Source organism: Paracoccus liaowanqingii (assembly GCF_004683865.2).
GTDB classification, from domain to species: Bacteria; Pseudomonadota; Alphaproteobacteria; order Rhodobacterales; family Rhodobacteraceae; genus Paracoccus; species Paracoccus liaowanqingii.
The window spans coordinates 23,756-43,013 of the sequence record NZ_CP040765.1 but is presented as its reverse complement, the minus strand read 5'-3'; the positions used below and the strand labels follow the sequence as shown (position 1 = coordinate 43,013).

General features: G+C 61.1%; 14 protein-coding genes. 8 read left to right on the top strand and 6 right to left on the bottom strand.

The features are described from left to right. Position 1: 1 nt before the first annotated feature. Positions 2-940, bottom strand: coding sequence for a Fic family protein (locus E4191_RS22195; RefSeq protein WP_228461930.1), 939 nt, complete (start codon positions 938-940; stop codon positions 2-4). A 67-nt stretch (positions 941-1,007) separates the two neighbouring features. Between E4191_RS22195 and E4191_RS22190 the strand changes: the two genes are divergently transcribed. Then, positions 1,008-1,937 carry a transposase gene (locus E4191_RS22190; protein WP_139616488.1) on the top strand — a complete coding sequence of 310 codons (930 nt, stop codon included), beginning with the start codon at positions 1,008-1,010 and terminating at the stop codon, positions 1,935-1,937. Positions 1,938-1,987: 50 nt separating this feature from the next. Further along, positions 1,988-3,126, top strand: a protein-coding gene (locus tag E4191_RS22185; RefSeq protein WP_139616487.1) for an IS3 family transposase whose coding sequence is annotated in 2 segments (ribosomal slippage) — positions 1,988-2,251 and positions 2,254-3,126 — 1,137 coding nt in all. Because the reading frame shifts where the segments join, the coding sequence is not laid out codon by codon here. A gap of 177 nt (positions 3,127-3,303) precedes the next feature. Here the strand turns inward: E4191_RS22185 and E4191_RS22180 are convergent. Beyond that, positions 3,304-4,737, bottom strand: coding sequence for a mannose-1-phosphate guanylyltransferase/mannose-6-phosphate isomerase (locus tag E4191_RS22180; RefSeq protein ID WP_139616486.1), 1,434 nt, complete (start codon positions 4,735-4,737; stop codon positions 3,304-3,306). Positions 4,738-5,022: 285 nt separating this feature from the next. Beyond that, on the bottom strand, positions 5,023-5,742 hold the full coding sequence (locus tag E4191_RS22175; RefSeq protein WP_139616485.1) for a hypothetical protein: 720 nt from the start codon (positions 5,740-5,742) through the stop codon (positions 5,023-5,025). Positions 5,743-6,555: 813 nt separating this feature from the next. On the opposite strand from E4191_RS22175, the gene E4191_RS22170 reads away from it, so the two are divergent. Both E4191_RS22170 and E4191_RS22165 read left to right on the top strand, forming a co-directional pair. Continuing rightward, positions 6,556-7,698 (top strand): acyltransferase family protein, encoded by a 1,143-nt coding sequence (locus tag E4191_RS22170; protein ID WP_139616484.1) that lies wholly within the window; start codon positions 6,556-6,558, stop codon positions 7,696-7,698. Continuing rightward, a complete protein-coding gene (locus tag E4191_RS22165) occupies positions 7,695-9,131 on the top strand; it encodes a lipopolysaccharide biosynthesis protein (RefSeq protein WP_331459691.1) in 1,437 nt (478 codons plus the stop codon). The genes E4191_RS22170 and E4191_RS22165 overlap by 4 nt, the downstream gene beginning before the upstream one ends. Here E4191_RS22165 and E4191_RS22160 read toward each other — a convergent pair whose 3' ends face one another. Both E4191_RS22160 and E4191_RS22155 read right to left on the bottom strand, forming a co-directional pair. Next, entirely contained in the window at positions 9,132-10,385 is a 1,254-nt protein-coding gene (locus E4191_RS22160) for a polysaccharide biosynthesis/export family protein (protein ID WP_139616483.1), read from the bottom strand. Between the two features lie 41 nt (positions 10,386-10,426). After that, on the bottom strand, positions 10,427-11,479 hold the full coding sequence (locus E4191_RS22155) for a glycosyltransferase family 2 protein (protein ID WP_139616482.1): 1,053 nt from the start codon (positions 11,477-11,479) through the stop codon (positions 10,427-10,429). Between the two features lie 698 nt (positions 11,480-12,177). Here E4191_RS22155 and E4191_RS22150 point away from each other — a divergent pair. Genes E4191_RS22150 through E4191_RS22140 form a run of 3 tightly spaced genes read left to right on the top strand, consistent with a single transcriptional unit; the run spans position 12,178 to position 17,668 of the window. Continuing rightward, complete coding sequence (locus E4191_RS22150) at positions 12,178-14,850, top strand: GMC oxidoreductase (protein ID WP_139616481.1); 2,673 nt, start codon at positions 12,178-12,180, stop codon at positions 14,848-14,850. Continuing rightward, a complete protein-coding gene (locus E4191_RS22145) occupies positions 14,847-15,983 on the top strand; it encodes a glycosyltransferase (RefSeq protein WP_139616480.1) in 1,137 nt (378 codons plus the stop codon). The genes E4191_RS22150 and E4191_RS22145 overlap by 4 nt, the downstream gene beginning before the upstream one ends. Next, complete coding sequence (locus E4191_RS22140; protein WP_228461929.1) at positions 15,980-17,668, top strand: hypothetical protein; 1,689 nt, start codon at positions 15,980-15,982, stop codon at positions 17,666-17,668. The genes E4191_RS22145 and E4191_RS22140 overlap by 4 nt, the downstream gene beginning before the upstream one ends. Here the strand turns inward: E4191_RS22140 and E4191_RS24420 are convergent. Further along, complete coding sequence (locus tag E4191_RS24420; RefSeq protein ID WP_228461928.1) at positions 17,665-17,925, bottom strand: hypothetical protein; 261 nt, start codon at positions 17,923-17,925, stop codon at positions 17,665-17,667. The two genes, E4191_RS22140 and E4191_RS24420, sit on opposite strands and share 4 nt — an antisense overlap. A 453-nt stretch (positions 17,926-18,378) precedes the next feature. Here E4191_RS24420 and E4191_RS22135 point away from each other — a divergent pair, with 453 nt between their 5' ends. Then, positions 18,379-19,149 (top strand): sugar transferase, encoded by a 771-nt coding sequence (locus E4191_RS22135; RefSeq protein ID WP_139616479.1) that lies wholly within the window; start codon positions 18,379-18,381, stop codon positions 19,147-19,149. Positions 19,150-19,258 lie beyond the last annotated feature (109 nt).

Here is a 19,258-nt window from a genome sequence, read left to right as displayed (position 1 = left end):
ATCAGTTTTCGACAGTCCACAGCCGGAACCTGCGATTGCCGGTCACCTCGCGGGTCAGACCGAGATCGTTCAGGCGCTTCAGCATGCGCTCGGCCGTGGGGCGGCTGATGCCGGCGCGCGTCTCCATCTCCATGGCCGAGACAAAGGGGCGTGCCGCCAGCACCGCGATGACCCGGGCGGCGTTGTCGCCCTTGATGCCGGTGGTGGCGACCCGGGCCTGCTCGGACCAGGCCCCGATGCGCTGGATCAGCGCCCGCGCCTCCTGCGCACCGGCGCGCAGCGCCGCAAGATGTGTGGCGAGCCGGTCCACAGGCGGACCATAGCCGGTCCAGACCCGCCGCCCATGCCGGCCGAAGGGGACGAAGCGCAGCCCCTCGGCCCCTGCCGCCATGTGGCGCGCCGACCACACGGCAGGCTCGGTTACCTGCCCCGGCGGCGACAGCTCGGCCATGCGCCACAGCGCCAAAGCTGCAGGCCCACGCGCCAGCGGGTGCAACGCCGCGAAGGCATCAACGGCCGCCAGGAACTCAACGGCCGCGCCATCGAACTCCCTGCCCTGGAGGCGCAGGTCCATGCTGGTCGCCGATGGCCCGTCGGAGGCGGCCCGGCGATGCAGTCCAAGAAAGGCCGGCAGGTCCGCCAGGGGCCCCTGCCCTTCCAGCCGCCGGACCGCCCACCGTGCCAGACGCAACGCCTCCGGGTCGGACGCCGCACGGGCCTCCATCAGCTCGCGGCCGATCTCGTCTCGACCCAGCATCAGCCCCTGCGCCCGCAGCATCGCCTCGACCTCGAGATGGACCAGGCGTTCGCGGGCCCCTGCGGCCTCCGCCGCGGGCAGCGCCAGCAACGTGGCCTCCAACCGCCCGAGATCGCGGGCCGCATCTGCCAGTGCAGAGGCCTGAGCCGACTGCGCGGCAAGCCAGGGCTGAGAATTGGCCAAGGAGTAACTGGGGCAGATTTCCGGGCATGATCGTTGCGCTCTTGATCTCGGTCTGATTCAAGATCGTATGAACCCGCTTTTGGATGATGGATCTGAGCCACTGTCCCCCGACGCCCTGCGTCGGCTCGCTGTGGATCTGTCGCAACGGTTTGGGGCGCTCGAGGCACAAGTCGCCGACTTGAGAGGCGAGCTCGAGAAATCCGAACTTGCCCGGGCTGCTCTCCAAGCTGAAAACCAAGTCTTGCGCGACGAGATTGCGCGGCTGAAGAACTTGCCACCGCGCCCCCCTTTCAAGCCGTCCGGCATGGAAAAGGCGACGAACCGTGACCTTGGCAAGGCAGCAGGGACGGCTCGGCGAAGGGGACCCAAGCGCGACACGGACCGTGTCACGCGTGAAGAGGTGCTGAGAGCCGAGGCTCCGGCAGGATCACGCTTCAAGGGCTATGAAACTCTTCTGGTTCGCGAGCTGGTCATGTCTGCCGAACTTGTCCGCTATCGGCGGGAGCGGTGGCTAACGCCGGAGGGCAACACAATCATTGCGCCATTGCCGGCGGGATTGATCGGCGGCTTTGGTGCTAACCTGCGCCGGTTCTGTCTTGTCCTTCATGCCCAAGGGCAAGTCACGACGGAGCGGTTGACCTCGATCCTGAACGGGATCGGCATGGAGATCTCCAAGCGGCAGGTCGTGCGGATCCTGACCAGCCGTCTCGAGGATTTCGTGGCGGAAGATCGGGCGGTTTTGAGGACCGGTTTGGCGACAGCACCTTTCATCAGCGTGGATGACACTGGCGCCCGCCATGCCCGCCGCGACGGGATCACGACGCAGATTGGCGGGGCCCGCTTTACCGTGTTTCGGACAGGCCGCTCGAAGTCACGATTGAACTTTCTATCTTTGCTCCAGGCCGGTGGCGAGGATTACGTCATCAACGACGCAGCGATTGAATACATGCGCCGTCGCAAAGAGAGGTGGCTCCGAAAATCTGAACAGCCGGGATAAGTGGATTTTCCGCGTAACGGCAGCATGATGCTGCAGGCGAGGAGATGACTATGACAAGACGACCGCGCCGGAACCACAGCCCGGCATTCAAGGCGAAAGTGGCGGTAGCCGCGATCAAGGGCGAGAAGACGCTGATCGAACTGGCGCAGGATTTCGATGTCCATCCGAACCAGATCAAGCAGTGGCGCGACCAGCTGCTCGAGGGCGCGATCGGAGTGTTCGGTGATGGCTCGAAGGCTGAGGCGGAACCGGTGATCGACGTGAAGACCCTGCATGCGAAGATCGGAGAGCTGACGCTGGAGAACGATTTTTTGTCCGTCGCGCTCGGCAAGGCGGGTCTGTTGCCGAGCGCAAAAAGATGATCGATCCCACCGCGAAGCTGAGCGTCAGCCGCCAAGCCATCGTTCTGGGGATCAGCCGGGGCAGCGTCTATTACCGCCCGCGATCGATCTCGGAAGCCGATTTGAAACTGATGCATCGCATCGACAAGCTGCACATGGAGTTCCCCTTCGCTGGCAGCCGGATGTTGCAGGGCCTGCTGGTGCAGGAAGGTTTCAAGGTCGGGCGGATGCACGTTGCCACGCTCATGAAGCGCATGGGCATCGCAGCTCTCTATCGGAAGCCGAACACTTCGAAACCGGCGCCGGGGCACAAGATCTATCCCTATCTGCTGCGGAAACTGCCCATCACCCGGCCCGATCAGGTCTGGGCGATGGACATCACCTACATTCCGATGGCGCGCGGCTTCATCTATCTCGCCGCTGTGCTGGACTGGTTCACCCGCCGCGTCCTCGCATGGCGCGTGTCGATCACGCTGGAGGCGGATTTCTGCATCGAAGCTTTGGAGGAGGCGCTTGCGCGTCATGATGCGCCCGAGATCTTCAACACCGACCAAGGCAGCCAGTTCACCTCCGCCGAGTTCATCAAGGTTCTGGCTGCCCGTGAGATCAAGATCAGCATGGACGGCAAGGGTGCCTGGCGCGACAACGTCTTCATCGAATGCCTCTGGCGGACCATCAAATACGAAGAGGTCTACCTGCGGGCCTATGCCAGCGTCTCGGAGGCACGCGCGTCGATCGGTCGTTATCTCGGCTTCTACAACAGCCGGCGCCCACACTCATCGCTTGACGGGAAAACGCCCGACCAAGCCTACTTCAACCAGCCGATGCCCGAAGCGGTGGCGGCGTAACCAAAGCAGAAAACCACTTAGAGAACGCCCGGAACCTGTTCAGACAAACCGAACCACCTCTACCGTCCTGTTCTGGCTCTGAAACTCAATGAGTCTAGACCCTAGGACGCCATCATTTCTGGATGGAATTTAACACGCCATTTTTGAAATGGTCCACTCCAGTAAAGTTCCCGAGGATCAGTCAGCCGAACAGCGGGAATAGACATCCTCGTAGCGGATGATGTCGTCCTCGCCCAGATAGCTGCCGGTCTGCACCTCGATCAGCACCATCGGCACTTTGCCGGGATTCTCCATCCGGTGGACGGCGCCCAGGGGGACGTAGATCGACTGGTTCTCGGTCACCAGCGTCACGCTGTCGTCGACGGTGACCCGCGCGGTGCCCGACACGACGATCCAGTGCTCGGACCGGTGCACATGGCTCTGCAGCGACAGCGCCGCGCCGGGCTTGACCACGATGCGCTTGACCTGGAAGCGGTCGGCCAAGGCCAGCGTCTCGAACCAGCCCCAGGGGCGGTGGTCGCGGGGGAACGCTTCGGCCTGCTTGGCGCGCTTGGCCTTCAGCGCCGAGACCGCCAGCCGCACGTCCTGCGCCCGGCTGCGGTCGGCCACCAGCACCGCATCCGAGGTCGCCACGACCATCAGGTCGCGCAGCCCGATCCCCACGACCTTCAGATCGTCGCTGTCCGAGCGCAGCAGCACGTCCTGGCAGTCGATGGCCGTCGAATTGGCATCCGCCACCACGCCATGCTCGGACGGCGCGTGATCCAGCGCCTCGCGCCAGACCGCGTCCCAGCCCCCCAGATCCGACCAGCGCCCCGAGAACCGCACGACGGTCAGGTTGTCGGCCTTTTCCATCACCGCATAGTCGATGGAGTTGTCCTCGACCGTCAGCCACGGCGCCTTGGCCAGTCGCAAAAAGCCCAGATCCAGCTTCGCCTCGTCCAGCGCCTGCCCGACCGGGTCCAGATAGGCGGGCGCATGGGCGCGGAACGCCGCGATCATCACGCGGGCGGAAAAGAGGAAGATGCCCGCGTTCCACAGGTAGGTGCCCGCCTCCAGCATCTGGCCCGCACGATCCGCGTCGGGCTTCTCGACGAAGCGCGCCAGGGGCTGCGGACCCGCGCCGGTCGAGGCCAGCTCCAGATAGCCGTAGCCCGTCTCGGGGCGGTCGGGGGTGATGCCGAAGGTGACGATCCGGCCCTGCCGCGCGGCCTCGGCCCCCTCGGCCACGGCGGCGGCGAAGGCCCCGGCGTCGGGGATCACGTGGTCCGAGGGCGCGACCAGCACCAGCCCCTCGGGGTCGGTTTCGGCCACCATCAGGGCGGCGGCCAGGATCGCGGGGGCGGTGTTGCGCCCGGCGGGCTCGATCACGATGCGCCCGGCCGCGATGCCCGCCTGTTCCAGCTGCTCGGCCACGATGAAGCGGAAGTCGGAATTCGTCATCACCACCGGATCGGCAAAATCCGGTCCCGACAGGCGCCGGGCCGAGGCCTGGAACAGCGTCTCGTCGCCCGTCAGCGCGGCGAACTGCTTGGGAAAGCTCTTGCGCGACACGGGCCACAGCCGCGTCCCCGACCCGCCCGCCATCAGAACCGGAGTAATCTTGGTCATTACAGTCTCCTTTGGGACCAAAACGGCCTGATCATCATGCCCTGGACCAGCCAGTCAGGGCCATGGCCTGGCAGGTGCTGCGCGAAGCCAAACAGCCCGATCCTGACTGCGGGGCCTCTTCACCGCTCCGGATCTGCAAGATTCCGGACCTGAGCATACGCGCACTTCCCAAGATCGTTCAGCCAGGTTCAGGACGCACCTTCCGCCCTTGTCACGTCGATGTGCCGATCTGGGCAAAACGGTTTTCCCGTCCCGGGGAGATCCACACATGGACATGCAAATACCCTAGTGCTGACGCAGCAACCGCTTGAACCGGCTGCCTGCATGCGGGTCGGCATAATGCAGCAGGGCAGTCGCGCGGATTGCATCAGCATCGCACGGCTCGTTCGTATGCAACGAGCGATAGCCCCAGAACAGATACAGACTTCCAGGCTTGAGCGGCAGGCGGATCTGGCGCTGACTGCCCCTGCGATAGGCCCTGGCAAATAACGCCTGAGCGATGCGGTTATCGAACAGAAGCTTGTCGATCAGGTTGCGGGCATATGTCTTGCGGATTCCGCGCATGTTCGGATGGATAATCAGCCGACCGGGGCTGCCATGGTCCGGCATCTTGATCGGGATCAGGGCTGTCAGGACATAGGAATCGAAGTGAAACCGCATCGAGTGCTTTTGGGCCCCCGGTCCCGAGAGGCAACGCAGGATCAGATAGAAGCTGACATCGGGTGCGCTTTTCCCGACCTCACTTTCGTAGATGCCGTGACAAAGATCCGCAAAGTTTGGATCGTTCGCAAGCTTTGCAAGAAAAGTTTCCTTCAGCTGCTCTGCCCCGGAGAAGCCGACATAGTCCCCACCATTGGCAGCGATCGCATCGGCCACGAACGCCTGAGCCGTGTGAAGTTCGACCGGGTCCACGAAATCACTGATGACGGCATAGCCATTCGCGGTAATTTCCCTCGCCAATGCGCCTGCACGATTTTCCGACAAAGAGTTGCCCATATGATCCATGCGGGCGTCCTTTCCTCATCTAGATAAAACCCCAAGTTTTACTTGAACGAAATCTGGCAGCTAAATCTTCATCGTGATCATCGCTGACCGGACCTTTGGTGTCATTGTTAATCGCATATGAAGGAAATCGCCATTCGCGCCTTCCGGTTCGGATCTTGTCTGGTGTCGATGCTGTCATGATACGTTCATTCCGGCGAGAAAAATTGAACCATTGAGTATAGGTTATTTATATCTGCTTTTTTTTTAATCGTGGACCCGTGTATAAGAGCAGCCATAATCTTGGATTGTTACAAGCGACCCGCTTCGGCAAGCTGATCGGAGGGATTGGTACCGCTTTTTTCCTATACCGTGCCATCCTCCCGTGTTTAATTCGTCATCTCATCAGGCCGTGCTGTTTTGCGTTTAATTCGCACATGTCAGCCCCACCAGTTCTCGACGCATGCTTTACATAAGCGAGCACATTTTTTTGACAGGCCCTCGACTCACAATTCTGAGGTGATTTGATAGGTCAATTAGTCCACCAAGCCGCGACCAAGATCAAAAGTTTCGCGAGAGGGAATCATCTCACGACGCAGCAAGAGTCCAGTCGTCAAATCAACGGGGATCTTCTGCAGTCCTGTCTTCGGTGCACAAAATATAATCTTGGCTTAAATGGCACCGCAGGCGGGACATATAAAATTGGAACTCGGCTGGATTTTTGTTGCCCGGCCCGGTGATTATTGCATGGTACTAAGGTGTACCGTTCGCGATATTGCGACCCGATCGCCGAATGGATGTATGAACAGGTTTGCATAGTGCGAGAGGACAGGCGTCGTGTTCAGTACGGTCAATTCTACCGACAGAATGATCTATCTTGATGGACTGCGCGGCGTGGCCGCCGTGTCGGTCGTCGCGTATCATCTGGCCTGTGCGTTCACGCCCGGCCTGACGGTTCAATATGCCGCCGATCCCTTATGGATCGTCTGGACGCCCTTGGCTGTCCTGTGGAATGGACATTTGGCCGTGCTGATCTTTTTCACGCTGAGCGGCATGATCCTGACCGAGGCGGTGCATCGCCGGACCCAGCCCGTTTGGTCAAGGCTGGTGTTGCGCTATATTCGCCTTGCGGTTCCTGCAGCGCTCAGCGTGCTTGTTGCCTGGGGACTGCTGAGGCTTTTTCCGACCGCGGCCACGGATGCGCGCGCCCTGACGGGTAGTGGCTGGTTAGGGTACACCTATCAACAAGACCTGCCCGATCTGCCTGCCGCGCTGTATGACGGGTTCGTATCGGTCTTTCTGCGCGGCGGTTCTTTTTTCAACAATGCGCTTTGGACGATGCGGCCGGAACTGCTGGGCTCGGCGATCTGCTTCATCATCGCCCTTCCGCGAAATGCACAGGTTCGGGTGGTCGCCGCCCTGGCGATCGGCGTCTTGGCGATGATGGCGTCCCGGTCGGAGTATCTATGCTTTATTCTGGGCATCCTGCTGGCAGAAGCCCGCGCGGCGGGACGACTGCGCCCGATCCTCCCCGGGGTCGTGCTGGCCTTCGGCCTGATGGTGGGATCGCAGGCCGGGGTCGAGCAATCGCCGTTCGGTGGCCTGCTGGTCGGGGGTGCGGGATACGACCCCATCTATCCGATTGCCGCGGCCGCGATCATCTATGGCAGTATGTCCCTGCATCGGATCCAGCGCTTCCTGATGGGGCCTGTTCCGCAGTTCTTGGGGCTGGTGTCGGTCCCTTTGTATCTGCTGCATGTGCCGCTCATAAATACCATGCTCGCGCAGGCGTATGCGATGATCCATCCCAGTTTCGCGGTCTTCATGATCGCCCTTGCCGTCTGGCTGGTCGGGCTGCTTGTGATCTCTTACCTGGCGGCACATCTCGTCGAAAGGCGGTTGCTGACAGGTTTGGGCTGGCTTCGCGACAGGCTGGCGAGCGTCGGACGAACACCCGTGATCCGCAGAACGGACCCATGATGCTGACAGGCAAGGCGCTGACGGGTGCGGCATGGTTGGTCATGTCGCGGTTCATGGGACGCTTCATCGACCTTTTTACCCTGATCATTCTGGCCCGCATTCTGACCCCAGAGGATTTCGGGCTGACCGCGCTTGCTATGACATTGATCATGACAGCCGACATGGTGCTGGAGGTGCCGATTATTCAGGCCCTGCTGCGTCGTCAGCATTTCGACGACGAGGATCTGAATACCGGCTTTACCCTGGGCCTGCTGCGCAGCCTGCTCTTCGTGGTCTTCATCATGTGCGCCGCCTGGCCGTTTGCCCATTTCTACGGCGACATGCGGTTGTTTCCCTTGATGCTGGTTCTTTCCCTGGGCCCCTTCATGCGCGGTCTCAGCAGTCCGGCCATGGTCCGCTTTGCCCGACATCTGAGCTTCCGGCAGACCTTTATCGTCGAGTTCAGCGGAAAGCTGGCCGCCTTCTTCGTTGCGGTGACGATCGTGCAGCTGGGCGGGGGGTACTGGGCGATCGCCGCAAATTCGGTCGTGGCGGTGACGGTGTCCGTCATCGCATCCTACATCATCGCGCCCTATTGCCCCTCGCTGTCACTGACGCGCTTTTCCCACTTCGCCAGCTTTACCGGTTGGTTCAGCCTCAACCAAATTCTGGCGGCACTGAACTGGCAGCTGGACCGCATCCTGCTTGGCCGCTTCGTGGATATGCCGGCTTTCGGCAAGTATGTCATCGCCACGGATCTCTCCGCCTTTTCGTCACAAAGCGTCATCGGTCCGGCAATGCAGGCAGTGATGGCGGCCTTCTCGAGCATCAATACCGATCGCGCCCGGATACGGCAGGCGTTCATGAAGGTCGCGCGCTTTGTCCTGCTTGTGTCCGCCCCGGTCTGCGTCGGCCTTTCGGTGACAGCCGACCTGGTGGTTCTCATCGTTCTTGGCGATCAATGGATGGGCGCGGCCCCGATGCTTCAGATCCTGGCGCTGGCCGTCCTTCCGACGTCATATTTTCAGGTCTTCTATTCGTTGAGCCTGGCGCTGGACCGTCCCTCGTACCTGTTCCAGATCAGCCTGGTGGAATTCGTCCTGCGCCTTCTGTTCATTCCTGCCGGGCTCTTCCTGCTGGCGATCGACGGCGTCCTTTACGCAAGGCTGCTGATCGGGCTCGCCATGTTCGTCATCTACATGCTTTATGTGCGGCGATTGGGTGGGATCGGCATCAGAGCGCAGCTGCTGAACCTGTGGCGGGTGGCGCTGGCGACGGCGACCATGGCGGCGGCGGTCCTGCTTTTGCGCCCTGAACTGAGCCTGCTTGCGCTTGGGCCCATCGCCCAGCTGGCAATTCTGGCCGCAGCGGGCGCAGCGATCTATGTGGTCACGCTGCGGGTTGTGGGCATAAGGTTCTCGATGACCAATGGGTTCGGCTTGCGCGAAGCCTGATCACAGTCCCGGTGCCGTCGCGATCTGCACCTGAAGCACATCGCCGGGCTGCAAGAGGAAATCTTCGGTGACGACCATTTCGTCGTTGCCCGCAAGGCCGCTTCGCACGATCCGGTATTCGGGGGTGAAGCTGCCCGGTCTGAACGTATCGAACGTCTCCATCGTCTGCGACATCGCGACGGTCAGCAGGGCCTGTGCCGTCTGCAATTCATCCCGGTTCTGTTCGATCTGCTCCCGCGTGGCGACCAGATTATCCAACGCCTCCGTACGATAGCGCGCGCGCAGATCAATCGCACCTCGATCCGCCGCCTGAAGCGCCTGCTGGGCACGAAGCTTTGCCAGCTGCACATCCAGAAGACTGTTGCCAATGGCCAGCCGCGAATTCTCGGCGTCGGTCTGGCGGGTCGACACGATCAGGCCGCGTTGCAGCAGGTCGGTGCTGAGCTGCAGTTCCTCATCGAAGATATTCTGCTGCTGCGTCAGGGACTCGGACTTGCTGTCAAGCGTCTCCAGTTCCTGGTTCAGCAACGTCTTTGCATTCTCGATTGCCGAGAGCTCTGCCTGCAACGCCTCGCGCCCGGCATGGTATCGTTCCGTTGCCTGCATCATCGCGGCCTTGATCATGGGGTCGTCATTAATGCGCGATGTCAGCTCGACCGGAAACTCGATCCCGGCCTCGCCGCCCTCGCTTTCGGACGTGAACCTCGCGAGGCGGGTCTGCAGGGCAATGTGTTCGGCCATCAGTTCCCGGATCCTGCCGCTTGCCGTGATCGCATCGCGTTGGGTCGTGGCCATGTCCGGCGACCTTGCAAAGCCTTCCGCAGTGCCAAGGGCCTGCAGCACGGTCATGCCGGGTTGAAACGCATAGCGTCCGGGCTGCTGGACCGCGCCCATGATGAAGACGGGGCGATAGCTGATGACCTCGACGGTGGTCGAGGGCAGTTCGACAAGGTTCGCGACCATTCTCATCTCTTCGCTGATCAGAACGGCCAGTGCTTCGGGGGTCCGTCCTGCGGCCGTCAGTTGCCCGATGATCGGCAGGAAAATCATTCCGTCCGCGCCGACCGAGAAATCGTCGCTGAGCGGTCCCCAGGTATAGATTTCGCCGGTGTCGCGACGCAGCGTATTGACCCTGATCGCCAAGCCATCCTGCGGCCCAAGGACATAGGGGGCATTGCCCGACGCGGTGTCGGACAGGCCCGCGACGGGCAGACCCGAGACAACGGTTGCAAGGACAGCCAACCACCATTTCATGCATCTTCCTCCAGAGACCGTATCGACGGCATTTTTCACATCTATGATCTTTGAATCAGGGCCGTCACGAACCCGAACATCGAACGAGGCCCGAACCTGAATCTGTAGGCCAGAAGGCTTTGGGCCTTTTTCGGCGGAAGGATCGTCGCCAGGAGAAAGAACATCGTCATCGCGCTTCGTGATTTCAGGGGCATGTGTTGATGCCGCATCCTGCCGACGAGGCGGATGACGTTGCGAAGGCCAGGGCGTCGGCCCGAGGCGATTTCCGCACACAGCTGACGCTCGATGTAGAAATACATGTCTTCGGTGCGCGCAAGCTGCCGGCCATGACCGATGCGGTCAAGGATACGGCGCAGATGCTTCATCCGCAGGGAAAAATACCTGAGGTCCTTTCTGATCCCGTCCGCGTTGGGCCCTTTGCCTTGGCCGGACATGTTGTTGGCATGTACGCGGTAACAGCCAAGCTCTTTCGAAAGACTTACGACATCGCCAAAGAACGGGGCTGCGAACAGGGTCACCCCATCAAGTCCGGTATCGTAGCTCATCTCGGGCAAAAGTGCGCAGATGTCACGGCGAAAGACGTTTCCAGAGGTCGGCGGCGAAACATAGGCGCCTGATCGGAGGACCTGCTCCATCAGTCCGATACTGTCGCGAAAATCTTCAAGCGCCGGCAAACCGGCGCCCAACACGCGACCCATGCTGTCGATCCGGGTCAGCGGAAATTGCAGCTTGGCCACCTTGTCGTCCAGACGGTCGATGATATGGGCCAGTGAGCCGGGTTTGAGGATGTCGTCAGCGTCAAGAAACAGAACGAATGGCGCCGTAGTCCGTTCGAATCCCGCAAGACAGGCGCCGACCTGACCCCGATTGCTTATCCGCAACGCATTGACGCGTGTCTGCGCGATGACCTGCCAAGACCCATCGGTCGATCCATCATCGACGACGACGATTTCGCAATCGCCGCGGCGCTGCGCAAGGACGCTGTCGATGGCAGCGCCGATGAACCGTTCATAATTGTAGCAACTGATCACGACGGCCAATCTGGGACGGGCGACGGGTGCAGGTAGGCGAACTTCCTCGATCACATCGTGCATTGTGAAAGTCCTGTCGCTTGAGAAAGAAAGCGCCGGTGCATGCAATGTCATGCTCGCTCGATTGGCCCGTGAAATGGAATCGATCTTCATTCTGTATCGAAAAGCCACATGAGGGGAGCCCTTCGCAATTACGGCCAGAGCTCTCGTTCAGGATAGCTTATACTACCTTGACGGGGCAATACCTTTGGCGATGAGCACCTCATCGGTGCACCAAAGGATTCGATCGACGATCCACCCGGACGGGATTGGCAATTGCTTGCTATAAAAGAGGTCATTCTTGGGCGGCGGCGTGTGGCCAGAGCCCGCGATGACGTTGTTTGCCCTATTTTCCGGAGTGGGGCTCCATCAAGCAGATAATACCGACGCTTAAATCGCATTCGCACACGATAACCGCGAGCGACGCGCCATATGAACAACCGCGAGAAGCAGTTTCCACATCTCATTCCGGTGAAGCGCGGGATTCTTGATATACTTCAAGTTGATGAATTACAGCGCCGTCTAAAAACTGTGCCTGAGTGCCTACTGCATCGGCTGGCCGCATCTTATTTCTGTTTCCGGGGACGCAAACACGCGCGTCAGCCAATTTAGATGAATATTGCAAAGAGATTCTGGACTATACGGTACAACAGGTTGCAGCCCGGAACCATGTATCGGACTGCGTTCGTAGTATCCGTTTTTTTTAAATGGTCTGAACGAATATGCCAGTAATTGACCTCTTTTCGGATGCGACTTCCTTTCCCGACCTGGGGTGCGACATCTGCATCGTCGGGTCGGGACCGGCTGGCGCCACCCTTGCCGCCGAACTGTCGGGCAGTACCGCGCGGGTGATCGTTCTCGAGAGCGGCGGGCCGGAGCGGCGAAACGATTGCGACGATCTGGATGCGATCGAAAGCGTCGGGCGCGCCCGGGCCGAACAATGGTCCGTGCGCAACCGCATCGTCGGAGGAAGCTCTCATACCTGGGGCGGACGTTGCGCCCCGTTCGACGAGATCGACTTTGAGGCGCGCCCGTGGGTTCCAGCCTCGGGCTGGCCCTTTCCCGCCGAAGAGCTTACACCCTTTCTGGACCGCTCGGCCGCGCATCTGGGCCTGTCGCCAGGCAGCGGCTTCAGTGACGAGGGGTTTTGGCAGATGGCGGGCCGCCGCCCCGGTGCGGATCCCGACCCCGCGCGGCTGAGGTCGTTCTTCTGGCAACACAGCCGCGATCCGCAGGAAAGCTATCCCTACGAATATATGCGCTTCGGCCGCGGCATCGGCGCCCGGATGGGGCAGAACACGGCGCTGGTATCGGGTGCGACGGTCCTGAAGATCCGCACCACTGAATCGGGGACCGCCGTGACCGGGGTCGATTTCGCCGGACCCGACGGGACCGTCCGGACGCTGACCGCCTCGATGGTCGTCCTGTGCGCCGGTGGGATAGAAAATGCACGGATGCTTCTTGTCTCTGACGGAGCCGGGCCCGGAGGGCTTGGGAACCGACACGATCTGGTCGGGCGCTATCTGATGGATCACCTGCGCGGGCCCTTGGGTGCCTTCGATCCGGACGGGACGATCGCCCTGCAGAAGCGGTTCGGCCGCTACAATGTGAACGGCCGGTTCTTCCGTGCAGGGTTTCGGTTGGCGCCACAGGTCCAGCGGGACGAGGGTCTGCTGAATTGCGCCGCTTGGCTGGGGGAGATTCTCTCGGCCGACGACCCCTGGGACCAGATGCGGGGCCTGCTGCGCGGGCGGCTTCGGGGGCTGGATGCCAGGCAGCTCATGGCCAATGCCGGGCTGTTCGCGGGCAGCGCCCGAGATTATTTTCTGGAAGGCAACGGCATTCGCCGCAGGCTGTCCGGGCTGGACCTTCTTGGAATGGTCGAACAGCGACCGGACCCCGACAGCCGTGTGACGCTGTCGGATCGGCGCGACAGGTTCGGCATGCCGGTGGCGCGCATCGACTGGCGCAGCAATCCCGATGAATCCCGCACGATGTGTCGCATGGCGCAGCTGGTTGCTGCCGAACTGCCGCGCATGGGCTTTGCCGCGCCCGCCTTGGTGGAATGGGTGCGCGACGGCGCTCTGATGCCGGACAGCTTCGTCGATGTCGCCCACCCGACCGGGACGACCCGCATGTCCGACAGCCCTTCCACGGGCGTCGTCGACCCCACCGGGATGGTTCACGGGATCGAGGGGCTTTATGTGTCCGGCAGCTCGACCTTCCCCACCGCAGGGCATTGCAACCCCACGCAGATGATCGTGGCGCTGGCGATCCGGTTGGCCGACCGGCTCAGGATGCAGCAGCAGAGGATGGTGCCCGCATCCGTATCCGGTCCTGCCATGTCCGGTGCGACTGCCGTTCCACAGGACCCGACCAGAACGACCGTCCTCGTCACCGGAGCAACCGGCCGCATCGGCAGGGTTCTGACGGCAGACCTTCTGGCGCGCGGCTACCGGGTGCGGGCCACGACCTCTCGCCCGCTTGGGGTGGCCGGGACCGTGGCAGGTCATGGGGTGGAATGGCGGCAGTTCGACTTTCTGAAGGATGAAGATTTCGAGACGCTTCTGGCAGGCTGCGATGCGGTTCTGCATCTGGCCGCCGAGATTGGCGACGCCGATCGGATGGCGCGCGTCAATGCCGAGGCGACGGACCGCTTGTCCCGCGCGGCGGAACGCTTGCGCGCCGGTGGCGCCGGGCCACGCGCCTTTTGCTATGTCAGCACCGTGTCGGTCTACGGCAGCGGGCGGCGCCGCGTCATAGCGGAAGAAGCGCCCGTCCTGACCGTCGAGCGCGACATCCCGTCGGAATATTGGGCGCTTCGTTATGTGCGGACCTATGGCCGCACCAAGCTGGCCGGGGAATTGGCCGTGCGGTGCAACGCGGCGCTGGTGCCCTGCATCATCCTGCGGCCTGCCGTCGTCGTCGATGTCGATGCCCTGATCGGGATCCGCAAATGGCATTGGACCAAACGCATGCTGGCCGCACATCGCCATGCGCACCATATCTTCGTCCATGACGTCTCGGATGCCATCATCTGGTCGATGGAACGGATGCTGTCCGGAGGCGCTGATGCCGGACAGGTGGAAACCTATAATCTGTCAGAGGATGACTTTCCCGAACCGACCCATGCCGATTTCATGCGCAAGGCCTATGCCGCCAGTGGTGACACGCGATTCAGGGTCGTGCCGATGCCCTGGGTCGGCGACTGGCTGCATGATTTCCTTCGCTTTCGGACCTTGCCCCTGCGCAATCCGCTGTGGCGGATGCGCTTTCCAAGCGACCGCCTGCGGGCGGCGGGCTATCGGCTGCAGTTCGGAATGGCGCATGCCCAGGCCCGGGCGCTGGAAAACCTGCGCCATGAGCGACAGCGCGAAACAGGAGACACGGAATGACGGGCGCTGCCTCGAATGACCCGGGCCTGCCGTCACGAAAATTGCGGTTTCTCTATATTCAGCCCGGCACCTCGACTTTCGCCGGGATAGAGCGCGTCGTCGACACGGTCTGCACCGGGTTGGCCGAGGAATACGGGGCCGAGTTCGATGTGGATGTGTTGTACACTTCGGTACACAGCAGCTTTCCGTCCGGACCCCGAAAATACAACGCGATCCATCGCGTAGCCAGAAGCCGCGCCGACCTTCTGCGGATCTACCGCAGGGTGATCGGGCGTCGGCGCTATGATCTTGTCATCGTGCCGCAGGTCGAGCCGACTGTCAGATGCTGGTTCGCCTGTCTGGGGCGCAGGCAAAGGTTTGCGATGCATCTGCACGGGAACCCCGCACTGGAACGGATGAATCTAAGGTCGCAGATCGTCTTTTTCCTGATGCGCCATCTGGTCCTGGATAGACTGGGAGGGGTTTTCGGCACCTCCCCCCGACAATTGCGAGCATTCAAGGCGATGTACCCGACCAATGTTTCCGACTTCTGGGTGCCAAATCCCGTGCGCCAATTCACAGGTATCGACGATGTGGTGGAACCGGTCGCCCGGCCCGTCACCTTTGTCAATGTTGGGCGCTTTGCCCATCAAAAGGGGCAGGACATCCTGATCCGGGCTTTTTCCCAGGTGCTGAGGGACCGGCCCGATGTACTGCTGCGCTTGGTCGGATTTGGGAATGACGAGGCGAACCTGCGCGACTTGATCCGCGAACTGGGCCTCGGCCACGCGGTCCGCATCGAGCATTACCCGACCAGCCCCGAAATACCGCTCCGATCAAGCGACGTCTTCGTCTCGGCCTCGCGGTGGGAGGGATGGTCGCTGGCGATTTGCGAGGCCTTGCGCTTTGGCCTGCCCGTCGTCTCGACCGATTGCGACTTCGGTCCCAGTGATATCTTGACCGACCGGCGGTTCGGCATGCTGGTCCCCCCCGGCGATGAAGACGCACTGGCGGATGCCATGCGCTATTACCGCGACAACATCCAGGCCGAGCAGGCCCATGCCGATCTTCGACGCAAGGCGATGGACGATTACAGCGCCGGGCGGGTCGTGCATGCCCATGCCGCCGCGCTCAGATCGGCGGTGGGCCAATGAGGTGGAGGGCTCCGGACCATCATCTGATCGACGGCGCAGCTCTGGTATCGACCGACGTGTTCGATACTTTGCTTCTGCGGGATGGCGTATCCGAGCGGGCGCGCATCTTCGCCGCCGAGCGTCGGCTTGCCGAAATTCTGGCCGCGCGAGGGTTCAGCCTGCGGCCCGATACGCTTGCCGAGGCGCGACTTCAGGCGAAACGTCAGGCGTTCCGCGCGCTGGAAACGGGCAATGGCCGCGGTGAGGTACGGCTGGCCGACATCGTTGCCCGCCAATTGACGATTCTCGGCCTGCCTGCCAGCCAGATCGGCGCCCTTGTCGCGCTCCGGACAAGCCTCGAGGTCGCGCAGGAAAAGATGCACCTTCGCCCCAACCTGCCCTTGGTGGCATTCCTGCGCCGTCAGAAAACCATGGGCCGCCGGGTCGTCGCCATCAGCGATACCACGTTGTCAGGTGTTCAGATTACAGCGCTGATCGATCATTGCTGCGGTAAGGGGCTGCTGGATAGTGTGTATTCAAGCGCGGACGAGGGTGCAACCAAGCGCGAGGGTACGCTGTTCACCCGCATCGCAACAATCGAAGGCGTGCCGACCGCGCGCATGCTGCATCTTGGCGATGACAGGACGGCTGACGATCTTGTCCCGCGCGGGCTTGGTCTTCGCACCCATTACGGGCCACGCAGCGGATTGCATCGCCGGTCGACCCGGGCACATGGCGGCTTTGCAGAAGTGGGGCGCCAGGTCCGCCTTGCGCGGTTGGCACGGGGCGCAGGTCCGAGCGCCGCGCCCGTCACCGGACCGGAGGCCTTCGGAAGGTCGGTGCTTGGGCCTTTGGCAGCAGCCTTCGCCCTCCGCCTCTGGCTGTACATGGCCGAGGCTCAGACCTCGGGCGACACGGCCCTGCTGTTCTGCGCCCGGGGGGGTGTCGGGATCCGCGAGGTCTTCGAGCGCCTGTCGGATCGCCTTCGTCTGCCGCCCATCGCACGCTGCGACACCATTCTCGTCTCGCGTCTTGTAGCCGCACGGGCGGCAATCATGACGCGCAGCCCGGCAGCGCTGGAAGAAATCGGGCGCGAGTTCAAGGGGTCCACCTTTGCCGATGTGGCCAAGGCGATTGGCGGCGAAGCCGAACCCGGCCCCGGCTGGCAAGGTCCCTTTGATCCCGCGCACCTGTTTGACATGCTCGACAGCCCTTCGGGCGCCCCGGTCATCGCAGCCATTGCCCGGCAGAACCACCTGTTCCATCGCCATCTGATGCAGGTGTCGCGCGGAGCGACGCGGATCATCCTATGCGACACCGGGCTCTACGGCAGCACGCAACGGCTTCTGGCGGCAGGCTTTCCCGATGTTTCCTTCGAGACCGTGCAGTTTGCCAGGGCGAACTACAAGGGCCACAGCGAGGAGCATTTTTCAAAGGTGTCCGGGCTGATGGTCGAACAGAACCTGTACAACCCGCTGAAGCCCCAGACCTGCATCCTGCGCTATTGGCACCTGATCGAAAGCCTGTTCGAACCCGCCGCACCCTCGGTGCGGTTGTTTCACGAAACCGAACAGGGAACCGTCGCCGCAAACAGCGGGAATCTGTCATTCGGGGCGATCGAACCCGAACGGGATAATGCACTCCTTGCCGGGGCGCTTGCCTATATCGACGCCCTGCCGGATCAGGGGGCGGGGCACGCGTTCTAGAGGACGCAGACTATGCCTGGCGGCAGTTGAAACGTGCCATCGTATATCCCGATCAGGCGGATCTGAAGTGCATCGGTCTGGGCCCACGCTCGACCGATTTCGGACGATCGGACACCGTTTCGGACGGGATCGGCCAGGATGTTCCTGTCTTGGAAAAGCTGAGGTTGATCAAACAGCAGCTTTGGAGGGAAGGCGCGATCACGCGCGAGTTTCCTCTGTTCCGACATGTGCTTCTGCCTGCCCTTGATTCTGCTCATGTCCTGCGCGCGCTTTCCAAGCCGCGACAAGCGTGAAGCCGTCGGACAACCGATCACCGCACGGCAGGGCGCTTATCTGACTGTCGGCTGCAAGCCGTGAAAGGAAACATTCCGCAAACTAGCACCGTGGAGTGAATAACCCGGTCAAGTTCCTAATGGCTGATCGCGTCTTCAATGTTTTTGCAAGGAATGTCCTTATCGGACAGGCCCTGAATGCGGCTAGCCTGGCAAACCTATAACAGCGTTTGCAGGACAATCATCCAATATTTTTACGATCAAGCCGGGCATCCATTATGTTGTGACGTCGGAAATGGTTTAACAGCCACCATCTGAAACAATCCATGCGATAGCGAAAGAGCAGACATAATAATATCCGGTGATAACTGCGCGTTTTTTAAACCGTTCCAAGTTAATTTATAGATTCCTGGGCGATTCAGTTCACCAGAATCAAGAATGCAGTTATATTTCGAGAGCAAGCCGCCCGCGGGCCGTCTTTCTGAACATCCAAGATATTCACCAGTCAGCGATTCACATCGTGTATGGAGGTTTGGGTTGTCAAATTTCACTGAAGATTCATACAATGTAGCAGAAGCAACACTGCATCGAGGTCGCTTTTCATACAGAAACAACGGCAAGAGAATCCTAGATCTTGCAATGGTTGCAATTGCCGCTCCGATAGTTTTGACGGCGATCTTGATTATCTGTGGCCTTGTTCGGCTCGATGGGGGGCCTGCATTTTTCGGTCATCGCCGGGTGGGGAGGAACGGCAAAGATTTCTATTGCTGGAAGGTCCGCACCATGGTTGTGGATGCTGAGGCAAAATTAGACCAGTACCTCAAGGATCATCCCGAGCTGAAGGAAGAGTGGCAACGAAACTTCAAGTTGAAACACGATCCCCGCGTAACGCGCATCGGAAACTTTCTTCGAAGAACCAGCTTGGATGAGCTTCCTCAGTTCTGGAACGTAGTTCGCGGAGACATGAGTTTTGTCGGGCCTCGCCCGGTCATAAGACCTGAGCTTGATCATTATGGCGAGGCCGCAGGTCCGTGCTTTGCGGTCAGGCCGGGGATGACGGGCTTGTGGCAGGTATCGGGCCGAAACGTCCTGGAGTATAGCGAGCGCGTCAGTCTCGACATGAGTTACGTGCAGGACGTCCGCTTGATGAAGGATATGGGCATCCTTCTCAGGACGGCAGGTGCCGTACTCAAGCGGACGGGGCTTTAATCGCTCTGGCGGTTTATCATGTGGTGCAAGTATCTGCCATTAAAACAAAGTTCCTTCATATTTATGGTATTAGGTGAGCAAATCTGCAGGGTGCTGAACCCTTGTTGAC